The following is a 19,432-nucleotide window of genomic DNA, read 5'->3' as shown; positions in this document are numbered from 1 at the left end:
GTGGCAGAGTCATATAAAAATGCAGGTGTAGATATTCATGCAGGTTACGAAGCGGTAGAACGTATGAAAAGTCATGTACAACGTACAATGCGCAAAGAAGTTCTAGGCGGTTTAGGAGGTTTCGGCGCAGCGTTTGATTTATCACAATTAAACATGCAGAAACCTGTTTTAGTTTCAGGTACAGATGGTGTCGGAACTAAATTAAAACTTGCGATTGATCATGATAAACATGACACAATCGGTATCGATGCTGTTGCAATGTGTGTGAATGATATTTTAACAACAGGAGCTGAACCGCTTTATTTCTTAGACTATATTGCAACGAATAAAGTGGTACCTGAAGTGATTGAACAAATCGTTAAAGGTGTCAGCGATGGCTGTGAAGAAACTAACACGGCTTTAATCGGCGGTGAAACTGCTGAAATGGGCGAAATGTATCATGAAGGTGAATATGATTTAGCAGGCTTTGCGGTTGGTGCAGTTGAAAAAGACGATTATATCGATGGATCAACTGTAAAACCAGGACAAGTGATTATTGGACTTGCTTCAAGCGGTATTCACTCAAATGGTTACAGTCTTGTACGTCATTTGATTAAAGCCTCTGAAGTTGATCTTAATGCAGAGTTTGAAAATGGTAAATCTTATTTAGACACATTCTTAGAACCGACACGTCTTTATGTTAAACCTGTTTTAGCAGTGAAAGAACAAGTGAAATTGTATGCGATGACTCATATCACTGGCGGCGGATTCTATGAAAATATTCCACGTGCATTGCCTGAAGGTGTTACAGCTGAAATCGATGTTCAATCCTTCCCGACACCAGCTGTTTTTGATTGGTTGCAAAAAGAAGGCAACATTGAAACTGAAGAAATGTATAACATTTTCAATATGGGTATCGGCTTTACATTAGTAGTTGATGAAGCAGAAGCTGAAAAAACATTGAGTATTTTAAAAGAACAAAATGTTGATGCTTACCAAATTGGTAAAATTACTGAAGCGAGCGACGAACCGATTGTATTAACGGGGGTTAAAGCGTGACTAAAGTAGCAGTTTTTGCCTCAGGTTCTGGAAGCAACTTTGAAAATATCGCACAACGTGTACAAGACGGTCGATTGAATAATATCGAAATAACTGCATTATATGTAGATCATGATGATGCTTATGCAATTCAACGTGCTGAAAAATTAGATATTCCGGTTCATATCACATTACCTAAAACTTTCAATTCTAAAAAAGAATATGAGCAGCAATTGCTTAAACTTTTAAAAGAAGAAGATGTGGAATGGATTGTACTTGCAGGATATATGCGTTTAATCGGTGCGGATTTATTAGATGCATACGAAAGACGTATTTTAAATATTCATCCTGCGCTATTGCCGAAATACAAAGGCATTGATGCTATTGGACAAGCATATGAAAGTGGAGATAAAGTCACAGGTACAACAGTGCATTTTGTTGATAGCGGTATGGATACTGGCGAAATTATCGAGCAAAGCCAATGTGACATCTACCCAGATGATACAAAAGAACAACTTGAAGACCGCATTAAGCATTTAGAATATGAATTATATCCTAAAGTAATTGCGAACATTATTCGATAAGAGGGGCTATTTTTAAAATGAAAAAAGTTATTTTAAGTGTTTCAGATAAAAGTGGAATTGTAGACTTTGCCAAATCATTAGTTGGTTTAGATTATGAATTATACTCAACTGGTGGTACAAAACGTGCGCTAGACGAAGCAGGGGTGCCAGTTAAATCAGTATCAGATTTAACACAATTTGATGAAATCATGGATGGACGCGTTAAAACATTACATCCTGCAGTGCACGGAGGTATTTTAGCGGATAGAGATAAACCAGAACATTTACAACAGTTGAAAGATAAAGGGATTGATTTAATTGATATAGTTGTTGTAAATTTATATCCTTTTAAAGAAACAGTTGCTAATCCAGATGTAACAGAAATGGATGCGATTGAAAACATCGATATCGGCGGACCTACTATGTTGCGTGCAGCTGCTAAAAACTTCAAACATGTCACAACTATTGTTGATCCTTCCGACTATGATGAAGTGATTGAACATATTAAAAATGACTCTTTAGATGAAACATTCCGCAAATCATTAATGATTAAAGTGTTTGAACATACAAATGACTATGACAATGCGATTGTGAACTTCTTTAAAGAAAATAAAGAACCTTTACGTTATGGTGAAAATCCACAGCAAGATGCTTACTTTGTACGTACTTCTGATGCACCGAATACGATTGCAGGTGCAAAACAATTACATGGTAAACAATTAAGCTTTAATAATATTAAAGATGCTGATGCAACACTAGCTTTAGCTAAGAAGTTTGAAGAACCTGCTGCTGTTGCAGTAAAACATATGAACCCTTGCGGTGTAGGTGTAGGGTCTTCTATCGAAGAAGCATTCCAAAATGCATATGATGCAGACAGCCAATCTATCTTCGGCGGTATTGTAGCAGTGAATCGACCTGTTACAAAAGAACTTGCTGAAAAGTTACATTCAATCTTTTTAGAAGTAGTTATTGCTCCTTCATTTACTGAAGAAGCTTTAGAAGTATTGACTAAAAAGAAAAATATTCGTTTGCTAGAAGTTGAAATGACAGTAGACCACGATGAGAAAGAATATGTATCTGTATCTGGCGGTTATTTAGTACAAGACAAAGATACAAAAACAATTTCTCGTGACGATATGAAAGTAGTGACTAAAGCAGAACCGACTGAAGAACAATGGAAAGCTATGGAATTAGGCTGGAAAGTAGTTCCTTCAGTAAAAAGTAATGCCATCATTTTAAGTAATGATCATCAAACAGTTGGTATTGGTGCAGGTCAAATGAATCGCGTAGGTTCAGCTGAAATCGCAATTGAACGTGCGATTGAAATTAATGACAATGTAGCACTTGTTTCTGATGGTTTCTTCCCAATGGACGATACTGTAGAACTTGCAGCTAAAGCAGGTATTAAAGCAATTATCCAACCAGGCGGATCTATTAAAGACCAAGACTCTATTGATATGGCAGACAAACATGGCATTGCAATGGTAATGACAGGTGTACGCCACTTCAAACATTAAGGTATCAGGAGGTTTAAGCTTAAGATGAAAGTATTAGTAATCGGCGGCGGGGGCAGAGAACATGTCCTTGCGCATAAATTAAATCAATCTGAACTCGTAGATCAAGTGTTCGCAATTCCAGGTAATGCGGCGATGGAAAATGTGGCAGAAGTGCATAGTGAAATTGCTGAAACAGCCCATGATGAAATTGTTGAATTTGCAAAAGCCCATGATGTTGAATGGACGGTAGTAGGACCAGAACAACCATTAACTGAAGGTTTAGGAGATAAATTACGCCAAGCAGGTGTTAAAGTCTTCGGACCAGGTGAAAAAGCAGCGCAAATTGAAGGTTCTAAATCATTTGCAAAACGTATTATGGAAAAATATGGTATTCCAACTGCAGAATATGTAGAAGTAGATTCTAAGTCTGAAGCTTTAAAATATGTTGAAGACTGTAAGATTCCTGTTGTCTTGAAAAAAGACGGCTTAGCTGCCGGTAAAGGTGTTATTATTGCGATGACACGTGAAGAAGCTAAAGAAGCGGTTGAAACACTATATCCAGAAGAGAATGGAAAAGTTGTTTTTGAAGAGTTTTTAGAAGGTGAAGAGTACTCTGTAATGACATTTGTTAATGGTGATTACGCTGTACCTTTTGATACGATTGCACAAGACCACAAGCGTGCATTTGATGGCGACAAAGGACCTAATACAGGAGGTATGGGTGCATATTGTCCTGTACCGCACATTTCTGAAGATGTATTAGAACGTACGAATGCTGAAATTGCACAACCTATTGCGAAAGCGATGCAAGAAGAAGGTTATCCATTCTTCGGTGTGTTATATATAGGTGCAATTTTAACTGACGAAGGACCTAAAGTCATTGAATTTAATGCGCGTTTCGGTGATCCGGAAGCACAAGTGTTATTGACACGCTTAGAGAGTGATTTGATGCAGCATATCTTAGACTTAGAAGAACGTAAGCCAATTGAGTACAAATGGAAAGATGAAGCGGTTGTAGGAGTTATGCTTGCATCTAAAGGCTATCCTGGATCTTATGAAAAAGGTGTTAAAGTCAGTGGCTTTGATTTAGACGGTCAAACATTTGTCAGCGGCTTGAAAAAAGAAGACGATGATTATGTTACTTCCGGAGGACGTGTTATCTTAGTTATCGGCGAAGGCAAAACTGTTAGTGAAGCTAAATCGAATGCTTATAAAAAGGCTGATGGAATTGATAGCGAAGGTTTATTCTACCGTCGTGATATCAGCGATAAAGCGATCAAACATGAAGCATAAATAAAAATGAGATGCCTTTTAAGGTATCTCATTTTTTATTAAACAGAATTATATGTTGATATAAGAAAATGACAACAATATAGAAAAGTGCTCTATTAATTCTAAATACAATTGTTTAGATAATAGGGCACTTTTTCATTTAGTTTTAAGAATGTAGATTTTAAAATTCTATAGAAAGCATGTTTTAAGTTATTCTTCGGGAATAGATTTAGCCATGTCGATATAAGCTTGTTTATACCCCGCGATAAAACGAGAGCTATGTTTATTGAATAATTGACGCCATTTCCATGCTCTTTTACGTTTTTCAATATAACGATTTAAGCGTCTCTTTTTATTTTTTAATTTTGCCATAGTGTCAATTTCTTTAGCGGCTTGCTGATAGCCCTTATCATATGCGTCGTTTCTCTTTTTCATAATGAAATCCTCCAGTTTATGTGCGAATATTCAGTATATATTTATTATAGCATTAATTGCATGATACTTTTAATTATTTTAAGGTAAAAAATTAGCAGTAAACGGCTGAATCGGTAACCGCTCACTGCTGGAAAAGATATGGATGAATGAAAATGTAAAATTGGTTGGGTTGCAGCTCGACTACCACAACCCAGATATGCATTGTAAGGAAAAGTTTTGAATACGTCAACCACGCACGTCTGTTATTCCTGTAATAGGTAAATAATGTGCTAATAATACAGCAATAATTAAGATTGCCGCAAACAGCAGGATAAAGAGGATATCGCGATAACTGAATGGTGCATAATAATAGTAAGTTCTCGGTCCATCTTTAAATCCTTTTTTCTCCATAGCAACTGAGAGCTGATGCGCTTTACGAATATTTTGGCTTAGTAGCGGAATAATTAAGTGTTTCATTCGCGCAAATCCACGATAATTCGATTTATCCACCATTTGATAACGCATTTTTAAAGACTTACGTAATTGAACGAATGATGAAATAATAAGCGGTACCATACGAATCGCTGCCATAAATGCATAAGCTACTTTTGGTTTAACTTTTAAATGCTGCATTAAGCTATAAAAAATCATAACAATCTGAGAAGTAAAAGCCATAACGATTCCAAAGAATGTAACCGTATCTGTACGCATTGATAAATGCAGACCACGGACTAAACTTTCAGTTGTGATGTTGATAATACCTAATTTGAAAAGTGTGTGTGTTCCATCTCCATAGAAAATCATGAAGAGGGCAGAGATAATGCTGAATATTACAGTATATACAACAAATAAAGCTGTAACTTTGAATTTCATTCCTCCGAAAATGAGTAAGAATATCAACATTAATGATGTTAAGTAAATCATAACATCAAAATTGTGTACGAAAATAACGAAGAAGAATAGGAATACACCCAAACCTAATTTCGTGATGATATTGACATTATCAACGAAGGTGAAATATCGTTTCCATGCTTCATACATTGCGTTCACCTTCCGTTTCAAAAAGTTGTTCTTCACTTAGTAAATGATCCCGCAATTCAATACGTCTTGTCGGATAGCGTTCAATGATATGAGGGTCGTGTGTAACCATTACAATAGTCTGGCCTTGTGCGACACGTTTTTGAAACAATGACAGCAAGTTGAAAGTATTATGACTGTCTAAACCAAAAGTCGGTTCGTCTAACAAGATGATGTCCGCACGAGAACTTAATGCAGTTGCAACACTTAAACGACGTTTTTGACCCATTGAAAGTTCAAACGGATGATGATTACGTACAGCTTCTAAATTCAGCATTTTAATGAGTTTCTCAGTTTCTTCTTTTGCATGATCGCCACTAAAGTTAATGAAAATTTCTTCATAGACAGAGTTTGTTATGAATTGTAATTCTGGGTTTTGATAAACCAAATACATATGCTGAGCAGCTTCTTTAATTTTGTGTAAACGCTGACCACGATAAGACATTTTGCCGTGATATTTAATCAACTGCATCATAGACTCTAATAAAGTTGTTTTACCAGAGCCATTTTTTCCAGTTATAGTAATCCATTCGCCAGCTCCAATTTCCAATTCTGGTATCTGAATTAATGATTTTTTGCCACGAATAATTTCACCATCACGAAATTGAAAATTAGTTTGGATTTCAGTATCGGAACTTAAAGTGCTCTTAGGTGCATAATCCCAAGCATGTGGGTGCCATACACCGTACTCAGTCAGTAACGCTTCATGTTGGCTCAAGATGACTTCAGGCGTATCATCAGCAATAATTTCGCCATTGTAATTCATTAAAATTACTCGGTCGATATGTTCCCAAATATGTTCAACTTTGTGTTCGACAATCAATACAGTTTGATCTTGCCACATATCTTTAATGTGATTCCATAAATCTTCTGTAGCATCTACATCTAACATTGCTGTCGGTTCATCTAAGAAGAGAGTATGTGCTTCTTGCAATACAGTTTCGGCAATCGCCAGTTTTTGTTTCATACCGCCGCTTAGCTTTTGCACAGTTTGTTTAGGTCCCACATCTAAATCGACTGAAGCTAGGGCATTTAAAATTAATTGGTCCATTTCTTTACGAGGAACTTGTTTATTTTCTAATACAAAAGCAAGTTCTTCATAAACTTTAGGCATACAAAATTGAGTGTCAGGATCTTGGAAAATAACACCACTATTTAAATCAACTTCCAAATCATCGTATTTCATTGGTAATTCTATTAAATTAGGAACGATTCCGCTTAGTACATTTAATAATGTACTTTTTCCGCATCCTGATGGTCCCAATAATAAGACTTTTTGTTTATCCTTTATTTCTATATTTAAGCCATCAAATATTTTATCAGGTGCATTTGGATATTTGAGTCGTAAGTTTTTTGCGCGTAACAAAGTAATATCTCCTTACAAATTATCGTAATCTTTTTGAGAAGCTGGTCTAAATAATTTCGTAACACCAGTTTTATCGAGTGCTTTAACTAAGTAATAAGGGAAAAGACCTGCAAGTACAATACCGCTGATACAACGGAAGAATACATATAGGAACAAGTTCCATCCTGCAACTTCACCTAGATAACCATAGTAGTAGTCAATAGGGAAAGTAACTAATGCAGCAGCTAAACCAGCAAGCATTGCAACCATTATAGTACGTGATTTATAACGGAAAATCGCAAAAATAATTTCACAAGCTAAACCTTGCAATAATCCATAAACTATTGTTGCAATATCAAATCGTCCCATAACAATTGTTTCACCCGCACCAGCTGCAAATTCAGCGAGTAGTGCAATACCAGGTTTAGGGATAATCAAGTAAGCTACGACTGCAGCAGCAAACCACATACCATAAGAAAGTTCTTCAAGATGTAATCCAGTCACTTGCATCGCTTTGTACACTAAATTCCAAATGTTATAAATGATAGCGAAAACAACTGCAATTAATACAGTTACCAAGATGTCTGAAAGTTTAAGTCCTTTTGACACAAGTAATAATTCCTCCTATAAAATAAAAAAACACACAAACTTGTCTAGCAAGCTGCGTGAAATAGGCATCGGAACAAACCGGCATAGCCCTTATTATATTGCCGGCAGACATCCTACACTTTCCTACGCTAGTCTAAGCTAGATCAGGTTCGAAGGGTTTGAAGCAAAACTGCTTCATCTCAGTTACGAAACACCCCTAGTGCTTTCTATATTGATTTATAATAAATGTATGCTTTTTATACAGGATTGTCAAGATGATTTCAGGTACGTTCAATCTTTGTATTGCAATATCTTCAAACGATTTTACTTAAAAAGCATTTTCAGTATTAAATAGGGTATTAACCGATTGAGAGTAGACATCAATTCCTTTATACTATGTACTACCATAGAATGATTTATTACATTCACTAAAGACACAACACTTATGTTCCTATATAATAACTATGAGGTGAAAAACATGTCGTATTTAAAGAAGCACGCTGAGATCATTTTTAGTTTGATTATTGGCATTGTTTCACTTTTCATTGGAATCATAATTTTATTGAATTTATCATTTATTCATAAGCTTGCTAAGGGGAGCAAAGTCGATATACATATTTATAATGTGTGGGATTTTATCAATGCATTCTTCGGAGAAATCATCCGGATAATGAGTCGATTTATCGGGCAGTTCCCAGTATTTAGTGCCATATTCATTATTGTATTTGGTATCGCATTATTATGGATTGGTTATTTGTTGTTCATGACAACAAAATACGATTATGATATTTCAATATTCTTCCTGATTATAGGGATTTTATTCTTTATTATTACAATTATCTTAATGACACAAGTATATGGCTTTGCAGCAATTATTTTTGTTGTACCATTTATAGTGCATACAGGATATATTGTCTATAAAGATGAACTTAACCATAATCATAGAAAAGAACATTATTTGTGGATAATTTCTGCATATGGAGTCAGTTATTTAATCACACAAATTGCATTGTATGGACGTATTGAAAGTCATGAAATTGCGATGATAGATATTTTAAGTGTAAATGCATTCTTTATTGTAATGTGGATTCTTGCACAAATATCAATATGGAATTTCCTTTTCCTTAGAAGATCTTTACCGCTTACGAAAGCAGAATTAGGCGAAGAAATGGAATATTCTCGTACGGATAAAAATGGTGCAATGAGTCAAACGAAAGAACAATTCCGTGAATTTCAAGAACGTACTCAAGAATTCACTTATCGCACAAGACGCAGCATTGATTTAGAAAAAATGAGAAACAAGCGCGATAAATTTAAAAACTCAATAAAAGAAAAAATTGATATACAAGACGATGATATTCCTAACTGGATGAAACGTCCGAAATGGATTAAGCCAGGAATCGTTGAATTGATTTGCGGTATCATTTTATTTCTATTTACACTGTTAGAATTAAATAACAGAAATGCATTATTTGCTTCTGGTGAATGGGAATTATCTCAAACTTCTTATGTTATTGAATGGATTACCTTATTCTTATTATTAGTTGTAATTATCATTTATATCATTACAACATTGACACATTTCTTACGTGGTAAATTCTACTATGTACAAATGTTTATGATCAGCATTTTATTCTTTAAATTGTTGACTGAATTTGTGAATATCATGATCCATGGATTGTTATTATCTATTTTTATCACACCAATTTTATTAATCATGCTGGTTGCAGTCATCATTGCATTTGTAATTCAAATGCGCACACCTGTTGATAATCAGTAAAATTCAAAGCTGGGGAACGCTTAGTAGTTTCTCAGCTTTTTTAAACTTTCTCTTTAGAAAGGGAAGTTATGATACGTTAACATGAAATAAAATACTAACAAAAGGCGGAATTTAATATGAAGACAGCAGTTATTAACAAAGGTAAAGAACAAAAATATTTAAATCATTACCCTTTAGTAGATGAAGAAGACATTTATGAACATAGTCATTTAGAAGATGGAGATGTTTTTCACATCGTCACTGATAATGGACGTTATATAGCAACTGCTTATGTTGGACGTCAGCATAAAGGTTTAGGTTGGGTATTAAGTTATGACTCAGAGCAAACAATCGATACGTCATTTTTCACAACATTATTCCAAGAAGCATTAGATTATCGTCAATATTTCTTTAATATCGATGGCACAAATGCATTCCGTCTTTTTAATGCAGAAGGAGACGGTGTCGGAGGATTAACTGTAGATAACTATGATGGCCACTTACTTATTCAATGGTATTCAAAAGGTATTTATGCATTTAGAGATACAATACTTAATGCGATTCAAGATGTTTTTCCTTACACTTCAATTTTTGAAAAAACGCGTTTTAAAGATGATGCAGTTGAAAGTGGATATGTCACAGGTGAAGCTCCAGAATTTCCAATTATAATAGAAGAGAACTTTTCATTTTATAATGTTGATTTAGATGATGGGCCAATGACTGGTATCTTCTTAGACCAAAAAGAAGTGCGTAAAAAATTACGAGATGTTTATGCTCCTGAACGCCACGTATTGAATTTTTTCAGTTATACTGGAGCTTTTTCGGTGATTGCTGCTGAAACAGCGATAGATACTACGAGTGTTGATTTAGCGAATCGTTCAAGAAGTTTGACAGAGGAGAATTTCGGGGTAAATGGTATTGACCCGAAAACACAATTTATTTACGTAATGGATACTTTTGATTTCTATCATTATGCTGCAAGACATAATCGCGTGTATGACACAATTGTGATTGATCCGCCTAGTTTTGCGCGTAATAAGAAGAAGGTATTTACAGTCCAAAAAGATTATCATAAGTTGATTGAAGAAGCATTACCAATCTTAAATGAAGATGGTGTATTAATTTTAAGTACAAATTCAAGTGCACTCTCATCTAAAGCATTTAAAAATATGATTAAAAAAACATTAAGTGAAGCTAATGTGGATTTTGAAATTGAAGAGGTTATGGGATTACCGAAAGATTTCAAAACTAATCCGCATTACAAGCCTTCTAAGTATCTAAAAGTAATCTTCGTTCGGGTATCAAGCAAAGAAGAAATCTTATAATGGAGGTTTTAGTTATGGGAATTAAAGATAAATTGATTAAAAATACAAGTGATAAATTAGGAAACAAAGTAATGGATTTAGAACCGGTTACTGGCAAATCAGCTTTGCCAGTTAATGATAGTGATTTAGAACGCAGAAAAGAAAGAGCAGAAGAACTTGTGCGCAAAAAGTCACTTTGGTCTTCAGCAGCAAGTGTTGTACCAATTCCAGGACTTGATTTCGGCGTAGATTTAAAGTTGATGAAAGATATTATTGAAGATATTAATAAAATTTACGGTTTGGATCATAAACAAGTGAGCCATATGAGTGATGATCTAAAAGAACGTATTTTAGTGGCAGCATCTATACAAGGCAGTCAATTTATTGGACGCACTGTATCTAAAGCTATTTTAAAAGTAGCAATCAAAGATGTTGCTAAGCGTACAGCTGCTAAACAGACGAAATGGTTCCCATTAGTAGGTCAAGCTATTTCTGCATCAATCAGTTATTACTTCATGAAAAAATTAGGAGATGAACACATCCAGAAATGTGAAAGCGTTGCCAAAAAAATATTAGAAACACCAACTGGTAAATAATTGTTAATTTTTTTCACAAATTCGCAAAAATCTTACGCTCTCAAGGAATTAACAAATTGAATTTAGATGTATATTTTGGTAAAGTTAAGGTGTAATAATGTAAAGGTGAATTATCACTAATTAATTGATGCGAAGGAGAAAGATTATTATGGAACAACAATCATACACTATCATCGACGAAACAGGTATTCATGCTCGTCCAGCAACAATGCTTGTACAAACAGCTTCAAAATTTGATTCAGATATTCAATTAGAATATAACGGCAAAAAAGTCAACTTAAAATCTATTATGGGTGTTATGAGTTTAGGTGTTGGTAAAGATGCAGAAATTACTATCTATGCTGACGGAAGCGATGAAGCAGACGCTATTCAAGCAATCACTGATGTTTTATCTAAAGAAGGATTAACTGAATAATATGGCTAAACAAATTAAAGGCATTGCAGCATCAGATGGTGTTGCAATTGCAAAAGCCTATCTGTTAGTTGAACCTGACCTATCATTTGATAATGAATCAGTGACAGATACGGATGCTGAAGTTGCTAAATTTAATGGCGCTCTTAATAAATCAAAAGTTGAATTGACTAAAATCAGAAATAACGCCGAAAAACAATTGGGTGCGGATAAAGCAGCTATTTTCGATGCACATTTATTAGTGCTTGAAGATCCTGAATTAATTCAACCAATTGAAGATAAAATTAAAAATGAAAGTGTTAATGCTGCACAAGCTTTAACAGACGTTTCAAATCAATTTATCACTATTTTTGAATCAATGGACAATGAATATATGGCAGAACGTGCAGCCGATATTCGTGATGTTTCGAAACGTGTATTAGCACATATCTTAGGTGTAGAATTACCGAACCCGAGTATCGTTGATGAAAGCGTAGTCATTATTGGTAATGACTTAACACCATCTGATACTGCACAATTGAATAAAGAATATGTTCAAGGATTTGTAACTAACATCGGAGGAAGAACATCTCATTCAGCAATTATGAGTCGTTCTTTAGAAATTCCAGCAGTAGTAGGTACTAAATCTATTACTGAAGAAGTTGAGGCTGGAGATACTATTGTTGTAGATGGTATGACTGGTGACGTGCTAATTAATCCAAGTGATGAGGTAATTGCAGAATATCAAGAAAAACGCGAAAACTTCTTTAAAGACAAGCAAGAATTGCAAAAATTACGTGATGCTGAATCAGTAACTGCTGATGGTCATCATGTTGAACTTGCAGCAAATATCGGTACACCTAATGATTTACCGGGTGTTATTGAAAATGGCGCAGAAGGTATTGGTTTATACAGAACTGAATTCTTATACATGGGCAGAGATCAAATGCCTACGGAAGAAGAACAGTTTGAAGCTTATAAAGCAGTATTGGAAGCTATGAAAGGTAAACGCGTAGTTGTACGTACTTTAGATATCGGTGGCGATAAAGAATTGCCTTATCTTGACTTGCCAGAAGAAATGAACCCATTCTTAGGTTATCGTGCAATCCGTTTATGCTTAGATCAACCTGAAATTTTCCGTCCGCAATTACGTGCGTTACTACGCGCTTCTGTGTTTGGAAAATTGAACATTATGTTCCCAATGGTTGCTACAATTCAAGAATTCCGTGATGCTAAAGCATTACTTGAAGAAGAACGTGCTAACCTTAAAAATGAAGGCTATGAAGTAGCAGATGATATTGAATTAGGAATTATGGTAGAGATTCCTTCAACTGCAGCTCTTGCTGATATATTTGCAAAAGAAGTAGACTTCTTCAGTATTGGAACAAACGACTTAATCCAGTACACTATGGCAGCTGACCGTATGTCAGAACGTGTTTCTTATTTATACCAACCATACAATCCAGCAATTTTACGTTTAGTAAAACAAGTGATTGAGGCTTCACATGCCGAAGGTAAATGGACAGGTATGTGTGGTGAAATGGCTGGGGACCAAACAGCAATTCCATTGTTGTTAGGTTTAGGATTAGATGAGTTCTCAATGAGTGCTACATCAATCTTGAAAGCTCGTCGTTTGATTAGATCATTGAACGAAAGCGAAATGAAAGAATTAAGTGAAAGAGCAGTCCAATGTGCGACTTCAGAAGAAGTTGTAGATTTGGTTGAAGAATATACTAAGAACGCTTAGATATTCATAAAATAAACCGTGTATGTATGAAGTGAATTTCATACGTACACGGTTATTTTGTGCGCTATAAATTATGTTGAGCCACAAATAAAATATGCAACTGATATCAACTTTTGATAACAATTTTAATTTTAGTAGCACATCTTTATCTTTTACAAATTTGTGACAAAATATTAGGATAAAAAAACTATATAATGCGAAATTTGATTAGAATAATTGTAATGAGGTCTTAGGAAGCGTAACATAGAATGTACTGTGTCAATGTACTAGGCAAACTATAATTGTTTAAACTATTACACTTCATGGTAATTATAAGAATACAGTGCATTTTTTCTCAGAGGACTAATGATGAATTTGAAGTAGTTGATTGATTTTATCTAAATCTACCTGATACATAGGATGATCGTCAATCAAGATGAAAGGTGTAGAAAATGCATCATAATCAATCATTTCATTTCGAAAAGTTGAGTTTGAAACATTTTTCTCAGTATATGCCACTTTATGTTCATCAAAATAATTTTTTACAAATTGGCATGGTGGACATTCATTTTGTGTATAGATTGTTACTTGAGTCATAATTAAATCTTCCTTTGTATAAATTGATGACTTAACTTTATTAAAAGTGAAAAATAAAATCAAGCTTGGTGCATTAGTGAAGAGAAAGAGTGTATCAGATACCACATGTGTGAAGTTGAAAAAACTAGAATCAGCATCTAGAATCTCATCAAAATTTTTAATACAACTTCTTAGAAACTTGCGGGCATTATACAGTACCAAATATAAAAAGATTAGGGTGATATCATGGGAGCAGTAGAATTAAGCAGATTTTTAACTGCTATGACATTAGCTGTCCACATAGTTTTCGCAACTATCGGCGTGGGGATGCCACTAATGTTTGTAATTGCTGAATTTATCGGCATCAAGAAAAACAGCGCACGCTTTATTACATTAGCTAAAAGATGGGCGAAAGGCTATGCTATTACTGTAGCTGTCGGTGTTGTAACTGGTACGATTATCGAGTTGCAATTATCATTACTTTGGCCGACATTTATGAAAACAGCAGGTCACGTCATTGCCTTGCCATTATTCATGGAAGTATTTGCATTCTTCTTTGAAGCAATTTTCTTAAGTATTTATTTCTATACTTGGAATCGATTTAAAAATAAATGGACACATATGATTATTGGTTTACCAGTTGTTATCGGAGGTATGTTATCAGCATTCTTCATTACATCAGTGAACTCATTTATGAATACACCAGCTGGTTTCCAAATGAAAGACGGACGTATGATTCACGTGGATCCAATTGTGGCAATGTTCAATGCTTCTTTTGGCGTTAGACAATTCCACGTTATTATGACAGCTATTATGACAATGGCTTTCTTATTAGCAGCTATTGCAGCTTACAAATTATTAAGAGACAAAATTCCTCAAGACAGAGACTATCATAAGAGTGCATTAAAATTAACGATGATTGTTGGTTTGATTTTTACACTCGGTTCAATTCTAGCAGGGGATATGTCAGCAAAATTCTTACACAAAGAACAACCTGAAAAATTAGCAGCTTACGAATGGCACTTTGATACTCAAAAACGTGCAGATTTACAAGTCTTTGGTGTATTGGACGAAAAGGATCAGAAAGTTACAGGCGCAATCAAAATTCCTGGTATGCTAAGTTTCTTATCTGATAATAATATCAATACTAAAGTTCAAGGTTTAAATGAATTCCCTAAAGACACACAACCACCATTGATTGTTCATTACTTCTTTGACTTAATGGTAACTGGCGGTATGTTCTGTTTAGCAGTATCAGGTATATATACGTTAACAAGAATCGTTAAAAAATGGCGGAAGTTCTCAGTTAATAAAATATTGTTATATGCAACCTTGATTACTGGACCAGCAGCAATGTTATCTATTGAATTCGGTTGGTTCTTAACAGAAATGGGTCGTCAGCCTTGGATTATCAGAGGTTACATGAAAGTTTCAGATGCAGCAACAAATGCTGCTGGTTTAACTGGCGTAACTATTGCATTCGGATTAGTTTACTTTATTATTCTATTCACATCAGCCTATGTGTTGATTCGTATGTTTAGAAATAAACCGCCGTATAAAGATATAGAGAAATTAGAAGGAAACCGAGGTGAAGCATCATGAGTTTTACAGCATTAGGAATGATCGTACTGTACTTGTTCTTATTCTGTTACATCGTCATAGCTTCAATTGACTTTGGTGCGGGTGTATTCCTTTTACAAGCTAAATTAAGAGGAACACAGAAAACATTGACGCCAGTCATTGCGCGTTATTTAAATCCTATTTGGGAAGTTACGAACGTATTCTTAGTATTCTTTACAGTAGGTATTGTGGGGTTCTTCCCTGATTTCGCTTACTATTATGGTACTGTATTACTAGTACCAGGGTCTATTGGATTGTTATTACTAACAATGCGTGGTAGTTTCTACGCTTTCCAAAACTATGGTCCGGATTCTAAGTTCTCATGGTTATTGATTTATAGTGTGGCTGGTCTATTAATACCGCCATCATTAAGTATGGGACTTGTTATTTCAGAAGGCGGCTATATTACTAAAAAAGGCGGCCATGTTGACTTAAATTGGGCGGATTTATTCTTTAGTCCATTTGCTTGGTCTGTTGTCTTCTTAGCTTTAGTCGCAGTAATGTATATTTCCTCAGGTTTCTTAACATTCTATGCTCGAAAAGCACAAGCAATGAAAGCTTATGCTTTACTTAGAAAATGGTTCATATTCTGGGGACCGCCAATGGCACTTGTGTCATTATTTGCATTCATTACATTACGAAGCCAAAATAAAGAACACTTTGATATTGCTGTTTCACAATACTGGTGGTTATTCTTAATCAGTATTATCTGCTTAATTGCAGCTTGGGTATTAACAATCTTGAAAAAATCTCCAGGTACAGCATTTATGTTAGTGATTTTACAAATGGCTACAGCAATTGGTGGATATGGTGTTAGTAAATGGCCATACATTTTATATCCTTACATTAATGGTAATGTGAATAAAACAGATGACCCAATGGCATTAGCACTTACAATTGCAGCAGTTTGCGGTTTACTTTTATTAATACCATCGTTAATATTATTAATGAGATTATTCATCTTCAGCAAAGATTATGTTGAAGGAAAAAGTGAAGAAGGTCATTATTAATATTTAAAATCAGATGGGGCGAGGCAATCTATACACTTGTGCCAAGCAAGGTATAGTTAAACAATGCCTCGCCTCATTTTTATTTTTCGGAGGTTACTATGGAAAAAGAATTTGTAGTGATTGGATTAGGACGCTTCGGTGGAAGTATTGTCAGAGAATTAAATGCATTGGGCATGGATGTGATGGCAATCGATTTGAGCGAAGCACGTGTTAATGAATATAGTGAAATTGCCACACATGCTGTTGTAGCTGATACAACAGATGAAGCGGTGATGAAAAGTTTAGGTATAAGAAACTTCGACCAAGTTATTGTTGCAATCGGTGAAAATATTCAAACGAGTACTTTGACAACATTGATTTTAAAAGAATTAGGTGTTAAAAAAGTAATCGCGAAAGCGCAAAATGATTATCACGCTAAGATCTTAAATAAAATCGGAGCGGATTTAGTTGTCCATCCAGAACGTGATATGGGCCGAAGAATCGCACATAATATTGCGAGTGCCAGCGTATTAGATTATCTAGAATTAGCAGATGAATACTCAATTGTTGAAGCTAAAGCAAATGAACGTATTGCTGGACAATCAATTGTAGATTTAGATATTCGTGCGCATTATGGTATTAATATTATTGCAATTAAGCGAGATAAAGACGTCATTATTTCCCCAGATCCTAATATGAATATCGAATTAGGGGATATCTTGATTATGATTGGTCACGATAATGACCTTAATAGATTTGAGAAAAAATTAGTCCACTAAATATATGTATTGTAATTAAATAACGTAATAAAAATCACGTCTTCCTTAAAAAGGATGGCGTGATTTTTTGAAATTGGATCTAATTTTTAAAAATAAAAAACTCCATATCCAAAAAATGAATGGATGTGGAGCTATTTTCATACATATTTATTCTAAATTTGCATGATTTTGCTGCATAGCTGTTTCGTCGATATTGAAAATTTCCATCAAATCAAGGACAACAGCATCTAAGAAAATTTGTGCAGATTGTTCGAATAAACTGCCGAGTGGTTGTTCTGAACCTTCAGCATCAAATTTTGTGCCTGCCGGCAATTCAATAACAGTATCTGCAATTTCACCGATTTTAGAATCAGGCTTTGTAGTGATTAAAACAACTTTTGCATCTTCGCCTTTAGCTTTGTCAGCTAATAGACGTAAATGTTCAGTGCTGCCTGAGCCGGAAATGACGATAAACAAATCACCTTTATGGATAGAAGGTGTTGATGCACCGCCAATTACATGTGATGCTTTACCGAGCTGGTTCAAACGCATCGCAAAACTGTTTGAAACGTAACCCGAACGGCCTTTACTTGCGGTAAAAATGTTTTTGGCATCACGTACTTCATTTTCGAATTGTTCCACTTCTTCGCTTTTAACGTGACCAAGTGTATTTTTCAATTCATCTAAAATGAGCTGATAACGTAATTCAGTCATATTATTCACCCTTAACTGCGTCACGGCAAGCTTTGGCAGCTTCTACAGGATCGTCAGCATTTGCGATACCGCCACCAACGATGACTAAGTCTGGACCTTCAGCTACGATATCTTTGATAGTGTCTGGTTTAATACCGCCAGCAACCGCAACTTTAGAATTTTTGATAACAGATTTAACTTTGTGCAAGTCTTCTAAAGGAGATTTACCTTCTGCTTGCAAGTCATAACCGATGTGTACTGCAATATAATCAGCACCCATTTCATCTAATTCTTTCGCACGTTTTTCAATATCTTGCACAGCAATCATATCTACTAATAATTGTTTGTCATTTTTGTGTGCTTCTTCGATAGCAGCTTTGATTGAAGCATCTTCAGCTACACCTAAGATTGTTACAACATCAGCGCCGAATTTAACAGCTTGGCTGACTTCATAATCTGCTGCATCCATGATTTTCATGTCTGCAAGGACTTTTACACCATCAATATGCTCATCCATATATTGAACTGATGGTAAGCCTTCGTTATATATGATAGGAGTACCGATTTCTACGATATCGACATAATCTTTCACTTTATTAGCTAATTCTGCAGCTTCTTCTTTATTTAATAAATCAATTGCTAATTGTAATTCCATTATTTTTCCGCCTTTCATATTTAATGTATTAACAGTATCACATAGCATATTATATATGACAATACTGACAAATTTGACATGTACTGATAAAAATACAGTATAAACTATAAATGAACAATTCATTTTGAATTAATTTGAACCATTTCACTTTGTTTTATAGAGTTTAAAAAGTTCAAGTAAAGATAAAATTGAATCTAAATATTATGATTGTAAGGAGGGTCAACAATGTTAATTGAATATGATAATAAAGAATTTTTTACATCTAAAGATTTGGCGCTTTCTGTAATAGGGGGCAAGTGGAAAATTCCTATTATTTTTCATTTATTAGAATCCGACATATTAAGATTAAGTGAATTTGAGAAAAAATTACCGGATATAAATCAAAGAATGCTGATAAGACAATTGAGAGAATTGGAGAAGGATCAAATTATTGAGAGAGTAGTTTATCCAGTAGTTCCCCCAAAAGTAGAATATAAGTTGACTGATATTGGAAAATCTTTGGATACTGTAGTATATGCAATTTGTGATTGGGGAGATGAATTTTTAGAGTTTATCTCTCAAGGAAAATAAGAAAATCCCGTACTACCAAACTG

The 19,432-nt window shown here is 34.7% G+C and carries 20 protein-coding genes and 1 riboswitch; of the genes, 13 read left to right on the top strand and 7 right to left on the bottom strand.

Going from position 1 to position 19,432, the window contains the following annotated elements:
- The 4 genes from purM to purD are packed head-to-tail and all read left to right on the top strand — an operon-like array spanning position 1 to position 4,369.
- Entirely contained in the window at positions 1-1,038 is a 1,038-nt protein-coding gene (gene purM / locus DYE31_RS08980) for a phosphoribosylformylglycinamidine cyclo-ligase (protein ID WP_015899947.1), read from the top strand.
- Positions 1,035-1,601 carry a phosphoribosylglycinamide formyltransferase gene (gene purN / locus DYE31_RS08975; protein WP_015899948.1) on the top strand — a complete coding sequence of 189 codons (567 nt, stop codon included), beginning with the start codon at positions 1,035-1,037 and terminating at the stop codon, positions 1,599-1,601. The genes purM and purN overlap by 4 nt, the downstream gene beginning before the upstream one ends.
- A 17-nt stretch (positions 1,602-1,618) precedes the next feature.
- Entirely contained in the window at positions 1,619-3,097 is a 1,479-nt protein-coding gene (gene purH, locus DYE31_RS08970) for a bifunctional phosphoribosylaminoimidazolecarboxamide formyltransferase/IMP cyclohydrolase (RefSeq protein WP_015899949.1), read from the top strand.
- A gap of 24 nt (positions 3,098-3,121) precedes the next feature.
- Positions 3,122-4,369, top strand: coding sequence for a phosphoribosylamine--glycine ligase (gene purD / locus DYE31_RS08965; protein ID WP_015899950.1), 1,248 nt, complete (start codon positions 3,122-3,124; stop codon positions 4,367-4,369).
- A 189-nt stretch (positions 4,370-4,558) separates the two neighbouring features.
- Here the strand turns inward: purD and DYE31_RS08960 are convergent, their stop codons facing one another.
- From DYE31_RS08960 to DYE31_RS08945, 4 genes are all read right to left on the bottom strand, one after another.
- Positions 4,559-4,783, bottom strand: coding sequence for a hypothetical protein (locus tag DYE31_RS08960; RefSeq protein WP_015899951.1), 225 nt, complete (start codon positions 4,781-4,783; stop codon positions 4,559-4,561).
- 225 nt (positions 4,784-5,008) lie between these two features.
- Entirely contained in the window at positions 5,009-5,803 is a 795-nt protein-coding gene (locus DYE31_RS08955; RefSeq protein WP_015899952.1) for an energy-coupling factor transporter transmembrane component T family protein, read from the bottom strand.
- Positions 5,796-7,205 carry an ABC transporter ATP-binding protein gene (locus DYE31_RS08950; protein ID WP_015899953.1) on the bottom strand — a complete coding sequence of 470 codons (1,410 nt, stop codon included), beginning with the start codon at positions 7,203-7,205 and terminating at the stop codon, positions 5,796-5,798. Before DYE31_RS08950 ends, DYE31_RS08955 begins: the two co-directional genes overlap by 8 nt.
- Before the next feature lie 12 nt (positions 7,206-7,217).
- Positions 7,218-7,793 (bottom strand): ECF transporter S component, encoded by a 576-nt coding sequence (locus DYE31_RS08945; RefSeq protein ID WP_015899954.1) that lies wholly within the window; start codon positions 7,791-7,793, stop codon positions 7,218-7,220.
- A 103-nt stretch (positions 7,794-7,896) separates the two neighbouring features.
- A riboswitch (TPP riboswitch) is annotated at positions 7,897-8,001 on the bottom strand.
- Between the two features lie 249 nt (positions 8,002-8,250).
- Here DYE31_RS08945 and auxA point away from each other — a divergent pair.
- The 5 genes from auxA to ptsP all read left to right on the top strand — a co-directional run bounded on the left by auxA (position 8,251) and on the right by ptsP (position 13,569).
- Positions 8,251-9,552 (top strand): lipoteichoic acid stability factor AuxA, encoded by a 1,302-nt coding sequence (gene auxA / locus DYE31_RS08940; protein ID WP_015899955.1) that lies wholly within the window; start codon positions 8,251-8,253, stop codon positions 9,550-9,552.
- Between the two features lie 116 nt (positions 9,553-9,668).
- Positions 9,669-10,856 (top strand): class I SAM-dependent rRNA methyltransferase, encoded by a 1,188-nt coding sequence (locus DYE31_RS08935; RefSeq protein ID WP_015899956.1) that lies wholly within the window; start codon positions 9,669-9,671, stop codon positions 10,854-10,856.
- A 14-nt stretch (positions 10,857-10,870) separates the two neighbouring features.
- On the top strand, positions 10,871-11,431 hold the full coding sequence (locus DYE31_RS08930; RefSeq protein ID WP_015899957.1) for a hypothetical protein: 561 nt from the start codon (positions 10,871-10,873) through the stop codon (positions 11,429-11,431).
- 148 nt (positions 11,432-11,579) lie between these two features.
- Complete coding sequence (locus DYE31_RS08925) at positions 11,580-11,846, top strand: phosphocarrier protein HPr (protein ID WP_015899958.1); 267 nt, start codon at positions 11,580-11,582, stop codon at positions 11,844-11,846.
- 1 nt (position 11,847) lies between these two features.
- Positions 11,848-13,569, top strand: coding sequence for a phosphoenolpyruvate--protein phosphotransferase (gene ptsP, locus DYE31_RS08920; protein WP_015899959.1), 1,722 nt, complete (start codon positions 11,848-11,850; stop codon positions 13,567-13,569).
- A 342-nt stretch (positions 13,570-13,911) separates the two neighbouring features.
- Here the strand turns inward: ptsP and DYE31_RS08915 are convergent, their stop codons facing one another.
- The gene (locus DYE31_RS08915) at positions 13,912-14,145 is read right to left on the bottom strand and encodes a glutaredoxin family protein (protein WP_015899960.1); all 234 of its coding nucleotides are present in this window, start codon (positions 14,143-14,145) and stop codon (positions 13,912-13,914) included.
- Positions 14,146-14,370: 225 nt separating this feature from the next.
- On the opposite strand from DYE31_RS08915, the gene DYE31_RS08910 reads away from it, so the two are divergent.
- The 3 genes from DYE31_RS08910 to DYE31_RS08900 all read left to right on the top strand — a co-directional run bounded on the left by DYE31_RS08910 (position 14,371) and on the right by DYE31_RS08900 (position 17,512).
- Entirely contained in the window at positions 14,371-15,726 is a 1,356-nt protein-coding gene (locus tag DYE31_RS08910) for a cytochrome ubiquinol oxidase subunit I (RefSeq protein WP_015899961.1), read from the top strand.
- Positions 15,723-16,754, top strand: coding sequence for a cytochrome d ubiquinol oxidase subunit II (locus DYE31_RS08905; RefSeq protein WP_015899962.1), 1,032 nt, complete (start codon positions 15,723-15,725; stop codon positions 16,752-16,754). Before DYE31_RS08910 ends, DYE31_RS08905 begins: the two co-directional genes overlap by 4 nt.
- Before the next feature lie 98 nt (positions 16,755-16,852).
- Positions 16,853-17,512, top strand: a complete 660-nt coding sequence (locus DYE31_RS08900) for a potassium channel family protein (protein ID WP_015899963.1) — start codon at positions 16,853-16,855, stop codon at positions 17,510-17,512.
- Positions 17,513-17,659: 147 nt separating this feature from the next.
- On the opposite strand, the gene hxlB is transcribed toward DYE31_RS08900, so the two are convergent.
- On the bottom strand, positions 17,660-18,205 hold the full coding sequence (hxlB, locus tag DYE31_RS08895; protein ID WP_015899964.1) for a 6-phospho-3-hexuloisomerase: 546 nt from the start codon (positions 18,203-18,205) through the stop codon (positions 17,660-17,662).
- 1 nt (position 18,206) lies between these two features.
- A complete protein-coding gene (hxlA, locus tag DYE31_RS08890) occupies positions 18,207-18,839 on the bottom strand; it encodes a 3-hexulose-6-phosphate synthase (protein ID WP_012664254.1) in 633 nt (210 codons plus the stop codon).
- 225 nt (positions 18,840-19,064) lie between these two features.
- Here hxlA and DYE31_RS08885 point away from each other — a divergent pair, with 225 nt between their 5' ends.
- Entirely contained in the window at positions 19,065-19,409 is a 345-nt protein-coding gene (locus tag DYE31_RS08885) for a winged helix-turn-helix transcriptional regulator (protein ID WP_015899965.1), read from the top strand.
- The last annotated feature ends 23 nt before the right edge of the window (positions 19,410-19,432 follow it).

The sequence above is a fragment of the Staphylococcus carnosus genome (assembly GCF_900458435.1).
Lineage (GTDB): Bacteria > Bacillota > Bacilli > Staphylococcales > Staphylococcaceae > Staphylococcus > Staphylococcus carnosus.
The sequence above is the reverse complement of the archived record's forward strand: the minus strand, read 5'-3'. Positions and strand labels throughout refer to the sequence as shown.

Bases quoted from the DNA above. Each gene is read 5' to 3' on its own strand.
- purH (WP_015899949.1), top strand. From the start codon at position 1,619: ATGAAAAAAGTTATTTTAAGTGTTTCAGATAAAAGTGGAATTGTAGAC.
- purD (WP_015899950.1), top strand. From the start codon at position 3,122: ATGAAAGTATTAGTAATCGGCGGCGGGGGCAGAGAACATGTCCTTGCG.
- DYE31_RS08960 (WP_015899951.1), bottom strand. From the start codon at position 4,783: ATGAAAAAGAGAAACGACGCATATGATAAGGGCTATCAGCAAGCCGCT.
- DYE31_RS08955 (WP_015899952.1), bottom strand. From the start codon at position 5,803: ATGTATGAAGCATGGAAACGATATTTCACCTTCGTTGATAATGTCAAT.
- auxA (WP_015899955.1), top strand. From the start codon at position 8,251: ATGTCGTATTTAAAGAAGCACGCTGAGATCATTTTTAGTTTGATTATT.
- DYE31_RS08935 (WP_015899956.1), top strand. From the start codon at position 9,669: ATGAAGACAGCAGTTATTAACAAAGGTAAAGAACAAAAATATTTAAAT.
- DYE31_RS08930 (WP_015899957.1), top strand. From the start codon at position 10,871: ATGGGAATTAAAGATAAATTGATTAAAAATACAAGTGATAAATTAGGA.
- DYE31_RS08925 (WP_015899958.1), top strand. From the start codon at position 11,580: ATGGAACAACAATCATACACTATCATCGACGAAACAGGTATTCATGCT.
- ptsP (WP_015899959.1), top strand. From the start codon at position 11,848: ATGGCTAAACAAATTAAAGGCATTGCAGCATCAGATGGTGTTGCAATT.
- DYE31_RS08915 (WP_015899960.1), bottom strand. From the start codon at position 14,145: ATGACTCAAGTAACAATCTATACACAAAATGAATGTCCACCATGCCAA.
- DYE31_RS08910 (WP_015899961.1), top strand. From the start codon at position 14,371: ATGGGAGCAGTAGAATTAAGCAGATTTTTAACTGCTATGACATTAGCT.
- DYE31_RS08905 (WP_015899962.1), top strand. From the start codon at position 15,723: ATGAGTTTTACAGCATTAGGAATGATCGTACTGTACTTGTTCTTATTC.
- DYE31_RS08900 (WP_015899963.1), top strand. From the start codon at position 16,853: ATGGAAAAAGAATTTGTAGTGATTGGATTAGGACGCTTCGGTGGAAGT.
- hxlB (WP_015899964.1), bottom strand. From the start codon at position 18,205: ATGACTGAATTACGTTATCAGCTCATTTTAGATGAATTGAAAAATACA.
- hxlA (WP_012664254.1), bottom strand. From the start codon at position 18,839: ATGGAATTACAATTAGCAATTGATTTATTAAATAAAGAAGAAGCTGCA.
- DYE31_RS08885 (WP_015899965.1), top strand. From the start codon at position 19,065: ATGTTAATTGAATATGATAATAAAGAATTTTTTACATCTAAAGATTTG.